Source organism: Candidatus Berkiella aquae (assembly GCF_001431295.2).
Lineage (GTDB): Bacteria > Pseudomonadota > Gammaproteobacteria > Berkiellales > Berkiellaceae > Berkiella > Berkiella aquae.
The window spans coordinates 734,682-747,644 of record NZ_LKAJ02000001.1 but is presented as its reverse complement, the minus strand read 5'-3'; the positions used below and the strand labels follow the sequence as shown (position 1 = coordinate 747,644).

Genomic DNA, 12,963 nt, shown 5'->3' with positions numbered 1-12,963 from the left:
GCCCCTTATCCTCTAACCATAAGCCATAAAGTAAGCGCGAGTAATCCGGTAATCATTGCAAATGCATAATGATAAACATAACCGGATTGCAGATGGCGCAATACTTTGGCAGAAAAACCAACTGTCTTAGCTGAACCATTGACGATGAGCCCATCAATCAATTTTTCATCTCCCACATGCCAGAAAAGCCGTCCGATACCACGAGTTCCACCCGCAATGACGGTTTGATTGAAAGCATCAAAACCATATTTGTTAACCAATACGGTATAAAGCGGTGAAAATATCTTGCGGACAGTCTCTGCTAATGATGGCTTCAAAACATAAAACACATAAGCAACCACAACCCCAGCGATAGCAAGATAAAATGGCGTTGCTGTAAAACCATGTAATGCCATGGCAACGGGTCCATGAAATTCTTCTGCTAAGGTTTTCATGACACCATGCTCAGGCAAGACATAAATAACGCCATTGAAGAAATCGCCGAACACGGGGCCCATAAACCAAGCACCAATAACAACCGAAGGAATGGCTAACAAGACCAATGGCAACCAGACCACCATGGGTGATTCATGTAAGTGTGAACGGGTGTGCTCATCCATGCGTTCTTTGGTGTGGAACACTAAGAAAAACATTCTGAAAGAGTACAAAGCCGTCACAAAGACACTGCCTAATATTAACCAGTAAGCAATATTAGCTCCTGGCAAGTTACTCAAATGAACCGCTTCGATAATCGTATCTTTGGAGTAAAAACCCGAAAAGAAGGGGAAGCCAATGAGTGCCAAAGAACCGAGTAACATGGTGATATAAGTAATGGGCATGTATTTACGTAAACCACCCATCTGACGAATATCTTGCTCATGATGCATCGCAATGATGACAGATCCTGCTCCTAAGAACAGCAATGCTTTAAAGAATGCGTGGGTCATTAAGTGGAAAATACCTGCGGCATAAGCGGAAACCCCTAATGCTGTCACCATGTAACCTAATTGTGACAACGTGGAATAAGCAACCACACGTTTAATATCGTTTTGCACAATGCCAACTAAGCCCATTAAGAAGCAAGTTGCAGCACCAATGGTCATGATGAATGCGAGTGCTGTATCGGAGTATTCAAATAGCGGTGACATGCGAGCCACCATAAATACCCCTGCTGTTACCATGGTTGCAGCATGGATGAGTGCAGAAATGGGTGTTGGGCCTTCCATGGAATCTGGCAACCAAACATGAAGCGGCACTTGAGCCGATTTACCCATGGCGCCAATGAATAATAAGATGCCAATCACCGTGAAGGCAGACCATTCATGGCCCGCAATGATTTCAATCATGGGGTTAGCGGCAGCTACGCCGGGCGCTTTTTGGAAGACGGGCAGATAATCCAAGGTACCAAATACCATCAACACTGCCGAAATGCCTAATAAGAAACCAAAGTCACCCACGCGGTTGACTAAGAAAGCTTTCAGGTTCGCGAAAATCGCGGACTCACGTTTAAACCAAAAACCAATCAACAGATAAGACACAAGCCCTACCGCTTCCCAACCAAAAAAGAGCTGAAGGAAATTGTTGGACATGACCAGCATTAACATCGCAAACGTAAAGAGTGAAATGTAGCTAAAGAATCGTTGGTAGCCTGGATCTTCATGCATATAACCAATGGTATAGATATGCACCATCCATGAAACAAACGTGACCACACACATCATTAAAACCGTGAGTGAATCCAGCAAGAAACCGACTTGAAAACGAAGCGGTTCAATCGCTGCCCACGTGTAAAGGGTCATATCCAATTGCATTGGCAGACTTTTGTCTAAGAGCATTTGCTTGGCAATCAGCAGTGAGGTGAAAAAGCTGACCGCTACCGCAATGATGGTGATCGAGTGGGCGCCAGCGCGACCAACAAGTTTTTTACCTAACCCTGCTATGATGGCAGCAAGCAGCGGCGAAAAAACCACAATTAAACATTCAGTTAAAATATGGTGTTGCACAACTTACCCCTTCAGTAGATCCAGCTCTTCAACATTAATTGTTTTGCGACTGCGAAATAGGACAACCAATATCGCCAGCCCAATGGCAGCCTCTGCAGCAGCTACGGTTAAAATAAAGAATACAAAAACTTCCCCTACTTGGTTTCGTAAGAAACTCGAAAAGGCAACAAAGTTGGTATTCACTGCCAACAAAATTAATTCAACACACATCAACAGTAAGATCACATTCTTACGGTTGATGTAAATGCCTGCTACGCCAATGCTAAATAAGATGGCTGCAAAAGTAAGGTATATATTCAAACCAATCATGCTTGAGGTTCTCCCTTAACTACCGGCATTTTAACGATGGTTAAACGCTGTTGTTTGGTAACCTGCGTTTGTAAATTTACTTTTTGCGTTTTGGAATCGCGTGGGCCACGGAAAGTCAGACCAATAGCGGCAATCATGGCAACTAATAAGATGATACCGGCAATTTCAAAGGGCAATAAATAATTGGAATAAAGCAGAGAAGCTAATGCTTTAACGTGGCTATAATCTTTGGCAAATGCTTCTGGCATGGGTATTTGTTCTAAGCCAAAATGTTGCGCGCCCACCACCATGCTCATGACACCTATCATAATCGCGGCAATCAAGAGCCCAATAGGCCAATGTTTCACAAACGGTTGTTTATTATCTGTTTCAACATCAAGCATCATGACAACGAATAGGAATAACACCATCACGGCCCCAACATAAACAAGGACCAACACAATGCTTAAAAATTCTGATTCCAGCAACATCCAAAGACCTGCGGTACAGAAAAAGGTAAACACTAAGAACAACACGGCTTTCACCGGGTTTTTCGAAGCAACAACCATGATAGCGCTAACAATGGCCATCACAGAGAACGCTAAAAATACCAACTGCTGAATTGTAATTGTCATGGTTATAATTTGCCTCTACCGATACGGTGCATCTTCAGCACGATAAGCTGCAATGCGTTCTTCATATTGATCACCAATAGCGAGCAATTTTTGTTTATCTAAAATATTTTCGCCACGTTCTAAAAAGGCGTAATTAGAGAAGTCGGTTTCGACAATCGAATCGACAGGGCAAGATTCTTCACAGAATCCACAATAGATACATTTGAATAAATCAATTTCGTAACGGGTTGTACGACGGGTGCCATCTTCTCGCTCAGCGGAGTCAATGGTAATCGCTAACGCAGGACAGACTGCCTCACATAACTTACAAGCAATGCAGCGCTCTTCTCCATTGGGATAACGCCGCAGAGCATGGATCCCGCGGAATCGAACAGAACGAGGGGTTTCTTCTTCAGGGTATTGAACGGTAATTTTCCGAGCAAATAAATATTTACCCGTGAGCCTTAACCCTGCAAGAAGCTCCCATAGCATAAAACTTTTAAATGTGTGTATCACTTTTCGAAACATACTATGCTCTCTATGTAAACCAAGGACCAACGTGGCCCTTGATGGCCAATGCTTCTACCACAATCCAGAAAAAGGTAACGGGAATGAATATCTTCCAGCCTAAGCGCATGATTTGATCATACCGATACCTTGGGAATGTCGCTCGGAACCACAAATATAAGAAAAGGAAGAATGAGACTTTTAGCCCTAACCAAACAATCCCAGGTACCCACATCAATTTGTCTTGAATGAAAGGTATTCCTTCAAAGGGTGATAACCAGCCCCCCATAAACATCAAAGCAGCAACCACCGAAAGTAAAATCATGTTGGCATACTCTGCTAAGAAGAAAATGGCAAAAGTCATACCGGCATATTCTACGTGGAATCCTGCAACGATTTCTGATTCCCCTTCTGCGACGTCAAATGGGGCACGATTGGTTTCTGCCACAGCAGAGATCCAATAAACAACAAATAGAGGTAGCAAGGGTAACCAATACCAGCTAAGCAATCCGCCTTTTTGTGCATTGACGATATCGCTCAAATTCATACTACCTGCTGCCATCAAGACGCCAACTAAGGCAAATCCCATCGCAATTTCATATGAAACCACTTGTGCAGCAGAGCGAAGTGCACCTAAAAAAGCATATTTTGAATTGGAGGCCCAACCCGCAATGATCACGCCATAAACGCCAAGTGAGGTCATGGCCAATAAAAACAATAGGCCTGCATTAATATTGGCAAGTGACCAACCTTCTGCAAATGGCACAATGGACCAAGCAGCAAGTGAAGGAGCAAAAGCCAAAATTGGCGCAACGATATACAAAAACTTGTTTGATTTCGTTGGCATAATGATTTCTTTGAGCAACAACTTGCCCACATCGGCAAATGGCTGGAATAAGCCAAATGGCCCAACCCGATTAGGTCCAATTCGTACTTGAATATAGCCAATCACCTTACGCTCAAAATAAGTCAGATAGGCCACCGCAAGAATCAATGGCACTATAATCACGACACTTTTCAGCAAAATGGTGATTAAAATGGTTAACCACTCAATGATCATGCTACTGGCCCTCGCACGGCAAGATCTCAATGTTGCCAAGTGTTGTTCCCAAGACGTGTGTTTCAGGAATACCACTTGCAACCCAAGCTGCGCCTAATGGAATTCCTTCATCTAGCTGCAGTGTTAATGGCTGTGAACGTTGGTTATTTTCACTGACGATAATACGTTGACCTTCTCGCAAGTTACGTTGCTTAGCATCACTTGGATGTAATCGAACAAAACGAGAAGATTTTGCATCTTGCGTTTCTTGCAATGCATTGGCTCGACGCGCAACACCATCAACTGCATAAAGCGACGTAAATGCTAATCGCACCAAACCATTAACGGCTTGAGATTGCACAGCTGGATAAGGCATTGCTAATACATTCTCTTCTGGCAATTTTGCCTGGCTGGCTAAGGTATGTAGCTCTTGGCCAATTTCTTCTATGGTTTCATAATTGAAATCAGGCACATGCATTAAGTTACCTAAAACGCGTAAGACCTTCCATGCTGGACGACTTTGCCCCAACGGGGTTGTCGCAGCTTTAAAAGATTGCCACTCTCCCAATGCGTTTATATAGGTACCTGCCATTTCTGATATTGGCGTGACAGGTAAGATAACATCCGCATATTCTCGATAAAGTGGATTATCAAAAGCGCTTAGCACCACAACGGTTTGCGCTTGTTTTAATGCTTTGACAGCAAGGTGCGGCATCGCTAAATCGTATTCAGGTTCACAATTTAACAGGAAGTAGGTTTTACGTGGTTGTTGCAACATTTGCACGGCATCTAAACCTTCACTTACCGCTTTAATGCCAAACGGCAAACGATGAGGCAATGCACCTGCAAGCCAACCACCAGCACTATTGGCACCATTGCTCATTTCACCCCAAGTGCCTTGCACGAGTTGGGCCATTAAACGCGATAACCAGTGAATAGTCGCTGCTTGTGGATGATTGAGTGCAAACTGTCCAAGCAACACACTGACTTTTTGTGTTTCAATTATTGCTTTGGCAGCACGCATAGAAGCTTCATTTGGCGAAATGCGTTCAATTAACGCTTTGACTTCGCTTGGTACCAGCGCTTGCTTATCACTTGCTGCATTGTCATAAACTGCTTTTAATACTTGAAGCAGCGGCTGAATCAGATCGCCTTTCTCACCCTGCCATGCATAGCTAACGGTAAAATGATGATCTGCTTGCCACGCACTGATGGTATAAACCTGGCCGCCATGTAACGTGGCTTTTCGCACACGATGCCCAACGATTGGCTGTTCTTTATGAATATCGCAACCAATTAAAATAATAGATTGTTGCGACTCTAAATCGGCTAATGAAATGCCTAATTGAGGATAACTACCTACCATCGATTGATGACGAAAATCCGTTTGACGTAAACGGTGATCAATATTTTGACACCCTTTGCCACGGAATAATTTTTGTAATAAATAGAATTCTTCAACCGTGCTATTAGGTGAAGCCAATACGCCGATTTGTTCCGCTTCGGTCTTCTGACATTTTTCGGACACAAAACCTAAAGCACTAAGCCAATCGGTTTCTTCCCACTGACCATTTCTTTTGATCAGAGGATTCTCTAAACGATCGGCATGGTTAAGGCCTTCATAGCTGAAACGATCACGATCGGAAAGCCATACTTCATTTAAGGCTTCCTGCTCTCGCGGCAATGTTCTGATGACTTTACTACGCAAGGTATGAAAGAAAAGATTAGAGCCGACACAATCATGCATCGAAATGCTTGGATTCGCTTTTAATTCCCAAGCCCTTGCTTCAAAACGAAATGGTTTTGACGTTAATGCACCAACGGGACATAAATCGATAACGTTTCCTGAGAGTTCAGAATTAACGGTGCTTTGCACGTAGGTGCCAATTTCCATAAATTCGCCACGGCCCGTTGCACCAAGTTCGCGCACACCGGCAACTTCCTCGCCAAATCGCACACAACGTGTGCATTGAATGCAGCGAGTCATCTCCGTGCTAATCAAGGGACCGATATCTTTATCTTTAACCACACGCTTACCTTCTTCATAGCGTGAGGTATCTTTACCGTATTCTAAAGCCACATCTTGCAATTCACATTGACCACCTTGATCGCAAATAGGGCAATCTAAGGGGTGATTAATCAGCAAGAATTCCATCACAGCTTTTTGTGCATCAACCGCACGTGGTGATTTGGTCAACACTTTCATGCCATCAGCAACAGGCGTTGCGCAAGCTGGCAACGGCTTGGGAGCATTGGCAACATCAACCAAACACATACGGCAGTTAGCAGCAATCGATAATTTCTTATGGTAGCAAAAACGCGGAATCGCGATACCAAGCTCATCGGCCGCTTCGATGATCATCTGACCGGGCCGTACCTCAATTTTTTTGCCATCAATTTCGATGAATGCCATCGATCTCTCCTATGCTACCATCGACTTTTTATGTTCGATCATATATTCAAATTCATTGCGATAATGCTTTAAGAAGCTACGAACAGGCATTGCTGCTGCATCCCCTAATGCACAAATGGTGCGTCCCATAATTTTGTCGGCAACATCATCTAACACTGCCAGATCACGCGACGTGCCTTCGCCGTGCATAATGCGATGCAAAATACGCGCTAACCAACCTGTGCCTTCGCGGCAAGGCGTGCATTGGCCACAAGATTCTTCAAAGTAAAATTCAGAAATTCTGGCTAACATTTTTACCATGCAAGTGGTTTCATCCATCACAATGACAGCGCCACTGCCTAACATGGAACCTGCTTTGGAAATGGAGTCATAATCCATATTCACTTGCATCATGATATCGCCAGGTAAAACCGGGACGGAAGAACCACCTGGGATAACGGCTTTTAACTTACGGTTATCTTTCATGCCACCTGCCATCGCTAATAATTCGCTAAATGGCGTCCCTAATGGAATTTCATAATTGCCGGGTTTATTGACATGGCCCGAGACACAAAAGATTTTGCAACCACCGTTATTGGGCAAGCCTAATTCTAAAAACCATTGGCCGCCGTTTTGTAAAATAACCGGTACAGAAGCAAAACTCTCTGTATTATTAATCGTGGTTGGTTTACCAAAAACACCAAAATTGGCTGGGAATGGTGGTTTAAAGCGGGGTTGTCCTTTTTTACCTTCTAAAGACTCCATCAATGCGGTTTCTTCACCACAGATATACGCGCCAGCACCTAAGACGTTGTGTAACTCAAAATCAACGCCAGAGCCTAAGATGTTTTTACCTAAAAAGCCTTGTTCATGGGCTTCTTTGAGTGCTTGTTCAACGCGATCAAAAGGCTCATGGAATTCACCACGAATATAGTTGTACCCGACGGTAGCTCCCATAACGTAGCCTGCAATCGCCATACCTTCGATTAATTGATGTGGATTAAAGCGTAAAATGTCACGATCTTTAAACGTACCGGGTTCACCTTCATCGGAATTACAAACCACATATTTTTGACCGGGCTTACTATGGGGTACAAAGCTCCATTTCAAGCCTGTTGGGAAGCCTGCGCCTCCGCGTCCCCGTAAGACAGAGGTTTTAAGCTCTGCAATAATATTTTCAGGTGGTGTCTTTTCTTTTAAAATTTTCTGCCAGACTTGGTAGCCACCCACACTTAAATACGCTTCTAAAGACCAAGGTTTAGCATGCGATAAAGTACGAAAACAGATTTGGTTCGTTTTGGCTGTCATTGGTTACTCCAACGATGCTAAGATTTTGTCAATTTTTTCAGGCGTTAAATTCTCATGATATTCACGCCCAATCTGCATCATAGGGGCTCCCCCACAAGCGGCTAAGCATTCAACATACTTCAATGTGAATTTACCATCTTGCGTGGTTTCGCCTAATTTAATGCCCAGTTTTGCTTGCAGATATTCCACAATGTCATCGGAACCTTTTAACATGCAAGAAATGTTGGTGCACACGCAAATTTTATGTTTTCCAACCGGTTTGAGTTCAAACATGCTGTAAAAAGTAGCAACTTCATACACGGCAATTTTTGGCATACCTAAGTAAGCAGCAACTGCATCCATTAATTCAACGGTCAGATAACCACCGTTCTCATCTTGCACCATCGTCAAAGCAGCAATCACGCCAGCTTGACGTTGCTCAGGTGGATATTTTTTTAACCACTCATCAATTTGATTGCGGGTTTTTTGTGACAAAGTCGCAGGCGATGCCACTGTTTGCATTATTTCACTCATTAACGATCAATCTCCCCAAATACGATATCTTGGGTTCCGATAATAGCAACGACGTCAGCAATCATGTGTCCTTTTGCCATTTCTTCAATGGAAGCCAAGTGTGGGAATCCTGCAGCACGGACTTTAACTCGGTAAGGTTTGTTCGCACCATCCGAGACTAAATAAACACCAAATTCACCTTTAGGATGCTCAATCGCTGCATAAGCTTCACCAGCAGGAACACAGTAGCCTTCTGTGAATAATTTAAAATGGTGAATAAGCGATTCCATCCCTTCTTTCATTTCTTCACGGCTAGGTGGGATGATTTTATGATCATCAATAATCACCGGGCCCGGATTCGCTCTTAACCATTCAATGCATTGGCGGATAATACGATTTGACTGGCGCATTTCTTCAATACGCACACAGTAACGATCGTAACAATCGCCTTCTTTACCAATGGGAATATCAAAATCAACATTGGCATAAGCCGCGTAAGGTTGTTTTTTGCGAAGATCCCAGGCAATACCGGAACCTCTTAACATGGCTCCACTAAAACCAAGCTGCATAGCACGTTCAGGGGAGACAACGCCGATGCCAACCGTACGCTGTTTCCAAATACGGTTATCGGTTAATAAGGTTTCATAATCATCGACACACTTTGGAAATCTTTCAGTAAAGGCCCAAATGAAATCCAGTAAAGAGCCTTCGCGGTCTTCATTTAATTTCTTAACCGCTTTTTCGGAATGCCACATAGAAGGTTTGTATTTGGGCATTTGATTAGGCAAATCACGATAAACGCCGCCAGGTCGATAATAGGTTGCATGCATTCTGGCGCCACTCACGGCTTCATAGCAATCCATGAGATCTTCACGTTCACGAAACGCATATAAGAATACGGTCATTGCGCCAATATCTAGCGCATGCGCCCCTAACCACATCAGATGGTTTAAAATGCGAGTAATTTCGTCAAACATCGTGCGAATATAAAGCGCACGTGCTGGTGGGGTGACACCTAATAATTTTTCAATAGCAAGAACATAACCATGTTCATTACACATCATTGATACATAATCTAAACGATCCATATAACCGATGCTTTGGTTATAGGGTTTATTTTCTGCCAGCTTCTCGGTGGCACGATGTAACAAACCAACATGCGGATCCGCACGCTGGATCACTTCACCATCTAGTTCCAAAATAAGTCGCAATACACCATGCGCTGCAGGATGCTGCGGACCAAAATTCATTGTGTAGTTTTTAATTTCAGACATGCGCACCCCCTTGTGGGTCTTCACTCTCATCGAAGCTCTTACGAATCACTTTAGGGACCAAGGTGCGTGGAACAATATCAACGGGTTCATAAATAACGCGCTGTTCTTTGGCGTCATAGCGAACTTCAACGTTACCTGATAAAGGAAAATCTTTTCTGAACGGATGACCAATAAAACCATAATCGGTTAACAGACGTCTTAAATCCGGATGACGATTAAACAAAATGCCATACAAATCGAACGCTTCTCGTTCATACCAATTTGCGCCTGCCCAAATACCGACCACAGAATCAATCAGGGGTTTGTCATCGGGCACAAAGGCTTTGACTCGCAAACGATGATTAAGGGCAATAGATAATAAATGATAAACAACGGCAAAACGTGGTTTTTTCCACTGGCTATTGGGTACACTTTGCGAAATAGGACGCACTGCACGTTCAAACCCTTTTGCGGTCGCGCTGGTGGTTTCCCATTCACTCACGCCATAATAAAGGTAATCAACGCCACACAAATCCATTAACATTTCAAAACGGCATTCTGCATGCGTGCGCAGAATCTCACAGACTTTTAAAATATCGGCTGGTTTGACTTCAATGGTCAGTTCGCCGCGATCAAGTGTGATGCTTTCTAATAAGGAACCTAAAACACCAGGGAGTGTTTCTGCTAAGTGGGAAAGGTTGCTCATACTTTTTCCCTTGCAATCGTATTGGTACGACGGATTTTATTTTGCAGCTGTAAAATACCATACAGCAACGCTTCTGCCGTGGGCGGACAGCCTGGGACATAAACATCTACTGGGACAATTCGGTCACAACCGCGTACAACAGAGAACGAATAATGATAATACCCGCCGCCATTCGCACAAGAACCCATGGAAATAACCCAACGGGGTTCAGGCATTTGATCGTAAACTTTTCGTAAAGCGGGAGCCATTTTGTTACAAAGCGTGCCTGCTACAATCATCACATCGCTTTGTCTAGGAGAAGGTCTAAAAACAATGCCGAAACGATCGAGATCGTAACGGGATGCGCCTGCATGCATCATCTCTACGGCACAGCAAGCAAGGCCAAATGTCATTGGCCACATAGAGCCAGTTCTTGCCCAATTAATTAATTTATCTAGCGATGTCGTCACAAAGCCTTGTTTCAGAGCGCCTGCTATTCCCATTCCAGTGCTCCTTTTTTCCATTCGTAGATAAAACCAACTAATAGAAGACCTAAGAAGATCCCCATCGCAATAATCGGTGTCCAGGTGAGATCTTTGAAAATAACAGCCCAGGGAAACAAGAAAGCCACTTCAAGATCAAAAATAATAAAAAGGATAGCAATAAGATAAAAACGCACATCGAATTTTAATCGTGCATTTTCAAATGGCTCAAATCCGCATTCATATTGCGAGAGCTTTTCGTCATTTGGTTTCCTAGGTGAAATGAGTGCCCCAAGAGCAATCAATACTGTGCCTAGACCTAGCGCCAACCCCATAAAGATGAGAACTGGAAGGTAATTTTCTAACACTTTTTAGAATCCTTACCCATGAATAAATTGAGTCCAATGGTAGATGCTACAAGCCTCTGTGAAGAACTACAACAGAGATTTGCCTAAATTCAAACTGTTTCGAGTGTAATCAAAATGATGGTGCCGAAGGCCGGACTCGAACCGGCATGGCTTGCGCCGCTACCCCCTCAAGATAGTGTGTCTACCAATTTCACCACTTCGGCATAGTCTCTCTCCATAAATGGAGAGAGTCTTTATTACTCTGGAATATCTCCTTCTGTGCTGGGCACAGCAGGTGCCGCCTTTTCAGACGGTGCAACAACCGTTGTTGGTCGATGTGTTTTATTAATCCAGAAAGCTAAAAATAAATTTAACACGAAAAAGATCGCTGCTAAGGTGCCTGTTGCACGGCTTAAAAAACCGCCCGAGCCTTGGCTACCAAAAACGGTTTGAGAAGCACCACTGCCAAAAGCAGCTCCCGCTTGTGCCCCTTTGCCTTGTTGCATCAGGATTAACCCAATCAACAGTAGAGCGACGATAACGTGGAATACTAGAACTATCTCATACATAATTATTTATTCGACTCACAAATTGCCAAAAATTCTTCTGCTTGCAACGATGCGCCACCAACTAATGCGCCATCGATATCAGGCATACTAAATAAAGCTGCAGCATTAGATGCTTTAACGCTGCCACCATACAAAATGGGCAATCGTGCTGCAACCGACGAATCATACCCGCCGATAGTCTCTCGAAGCAAGTGATGAACCGCTTGGGCTTGCTCTGGAGTTGCCGTTAAGCCTGTTCCAATAGCCCAAATAGGCTCATAAGCAAGTAAGGCACCTTCAAAAACATCTGCACCATGGTGCGACAGTATAGAATTTAATTGACTAACAACAACCTTGTCTGTTTGCTCTGCAAGTCGTTGTGCATGCGTTTCACCAACGCATAAAATCGGGGTAAGCCCAGCAAGCTTCGCTGCTAGAAATTTTGCAGCGACGTCAGCATCAGTTTCTTTGTTATATTCACGACGCTCAGAATGCCCCACAATCGCATAACGGCACCCTTGCTCTATTAACATGCTGGCAGAAATCTGGCCTGTATATGCACCTGGGGGGTGAGCGCTCACATCTTGGGCGCCTAATTTTATCTGAGACGAAGGCTTTAATATCTGTGCTGCTTGAGATAAATAAATGCTGGGTGGGCACACGACCATTTCAGTAGCAGGTAACTCAACTTGTGATAAGCGATCAAAGAAGGCAGCAACGTGTTGTTGCGAACCGTTCATTTTCCAGTTACCAATGACATATCGTGCGCGATTTGCTTGCATGCTGCTCTGCTATTTTTTTTTGTTAACCCAAAAGCGGGTGAATATTAACTGAGTTACTTAAGCACGTGCAAGTAATTTGATTTTAGGTATTTGGCTATATTCCAAAACGCGTATACCCAAGCGCGCAATAAAAACCCCCTTTCTATTTCCATGGGAATATCACCGTAAATAATCCTCAAGAACCTAGCAACTTTTTTCATTGGAAGCTAACTAATTTATATATGTATTCATATTGCGTGTGGAA

Annotated in this window: 14 protein-coding genes and 1 tRNA gene; all 15 read right to left on the bottom strand. The window is 43.6% G+C overall.

Features of this window, described 5'->3' with window-relative positions; genetic code table 11:
- Positions 1-5 precede the first annotated feature (5 nt).
- Positions 6-1,982, bottom strand: coding sequence for an NADH-quinone oxidoreductase subunit L (gene nuoL, locus HT99x_RS03600; protein ID WP_235528420.1), 1,977 nt, complete (start codon positions 1,980-1,982; stop codon positions 6-8).
- A gap of 3 nt (positions 1,983-1,985) precedes the next feature.
- Positions 1,986-2,291, bottom strand: a complete 306-nt coding sequence (nuoK, locus tag HT99x_RS03595) for an NADH-quinone oxidoreductase subunit NuoK (protein WP_075065633.1) — start codon at positions 2,289-2,291, stop codon at positions 1,986-1,988.
- Positions 2,288-2,905, bottom strand: a complete 618-nt coding sequence (locus HT99x_RS03590; RefSeq protein WP_075065634.1) for an NADH-quinone oxidoreductase subunit J — start codon at positions 2,903-2,905, stop codon at positions 2,288-2,290. Before HT99x_RS03590 ends, nuoK begins: the two co-directional genes overlap by 4 nt.
- Before the next feature lie 15 nt (positions 2,906-2,920).
- Positions 2,921-3,412 carry an NADH-quinone oxidoreductase subunit NuoI gene (gene nuoI / locus HT99x_RS03585; protein ID WP_075065635.1) on the bottom strand — a complete coding sequence of 164 codons (492 nt, stop codon included), beginning with the start codon at positions 3,410-3,412 and terminating at the stop codon, positions 2,921-2,923.
- A 10-nt stretch (positions 3,413-3,422) separates the two neighbouring features.
- Complete coding sequence (gene nuoH, locus HT99x_RS03580) at positions 3,423-4,448, bottom strand: NADH-quinone oxidoreductase subunit NuoH (RefSeq protein ID WP_075065829.1); 1,026 nt, start codon at positions 4,446-4,448, stop codon at positions 3,423-3,425.
- 4 nt (positions 4,449-4,452) lie between these two features.
- Positions 4,453-6,843 carry an NADH-quinone oxidoreductase subunit NuoG gene (gene nuoG / locus HT99x_RS03575; protein ID WP_075065636.1) on the bottom strand — a complete coding sequence of 797 codons (2,391 nt, stop codon included), beginning with the start codon at positions 6,841-6,843 and terminating at the stop codon, positions 4,453-4,455.
- A 9-nt stretch (positions 6,844-6,852) separates the two neighbouring features.
- A complete protein-coding gene (gene nuoF, locus HT99x_RS03570; RefSeq protein WP_075065637.1) occupies positions 6,853-8,130 on the bottom strand; it encodes an NADH-quinone oxidoreductase subunit NuoF in 1,278 nt (425 codons plus the stop codon).
- Positions 8,131-8,133: 3 nt separating this feature from the next.
- Positions 8,134-8,643, bottom strand: a complete 510-nt coding sequence (gene nuoE / locus HT99x_RS03565; protein ID WP_075065638.1) for an NADH-quinone oxidoreductase subunit NuoE — start codon at positions 8,641-8,643, stop codon at positions 8,134-8,136.
- Positions 8,643-9,896 carry an NADH-quinone oxidoreductase subunit D gene (locus tag HT99x_RS03560; RefSeq protein WP_075065639.1) on the bottom strand — a complete coding sequence of 418 codons (1,254 nt, stop codon included), beginning with the start codon at positions 9,894-9,896 and terminating at the stop codon, positions 8,643-8,645. The genes nuoE and HT99x_RS03560 overlap by 1 nt, the downstream gene beginning before the upstream one ends.
- Positions 9,889-10,581 carry an NADH-quinone oxidoreductase subunit C gene (locus HT99x_RS03555; RefSeq protein ID WP_075065640.1) on the bottom strand — a complete coding sequence of 231 codons (693 nt, stop codon included), beginning with the start codon at positions 10,579-10,581 and terminating at the stop codon, positions 9,889-9,891. Before HT99x_RS03555 ends, HT99x_RS03560 begins: the two co-directional genes overlap by 8 nt.
- Positions 10,578-11,063: an NADH-quinone oxidoreductase subunit NuoB gene (locus tag HT99x_RS03550; RefSeq protein WP_075065641.1), complete on the bottom strand. Its 486-nt coding sequence runs from the start codon at positions 11,061-11,063 to the stop codon at positions 10,578-10,580. Before HT99x_RS03550 ends, HT99x_RS03555 begins: the two co-directional genes overlap by 4 nt.
- The gene (locus HT99x_RS03545) at positions 11,054-11,410 is read right to left on the bottom strand and encodes an NADH-quinone oxidoreductase subunit A (RefSeq protein WP_075065642.1); all 357 of its coding nucleotides are present in this window, start codon (positions 11,408-11,410) and stop codon (positions 11,054-11,056) included. The genes HT99x_RS03550 and HT99x_RS03545 overlap by 10 nt, the downstream gene beginning before the upstream one ends.
- A gap of 118 nt (positions 11,411-11,528) precedes the next feature.
- A tRNA-Leu gene (locus HT99x_RS03540) sits at positions 11,529-11,613 on the bottom strand.
- Between the two features lie 33 nt (positions 11,614-11,646).
- Positions 11,647-11,895, bottom strand: a complete 249-nt coding sequence (secG, locus tag HT99x_RS03535; protein WP_445971430.1) for a preprotein translocase subunit SecG — start codon at positions 11,893-11,895, stop codon at positions 11,647-11,649.
- Between the two features lie 65 nt (positions 11,896-11,960).
- Complete coding sequence (tpiA, locus tag HT99x_RS03530; RefSeq protein ID WP_075065644.1) at positions 11,961-12,719, bottom strand: triose-phosphate isomerase; 759 nt, start codon at positions 12,717-12,719, stop codon at positions 11,961-11,963.
- Positions 12,720-12,963 lie beyond the last annotated feature (244 nt).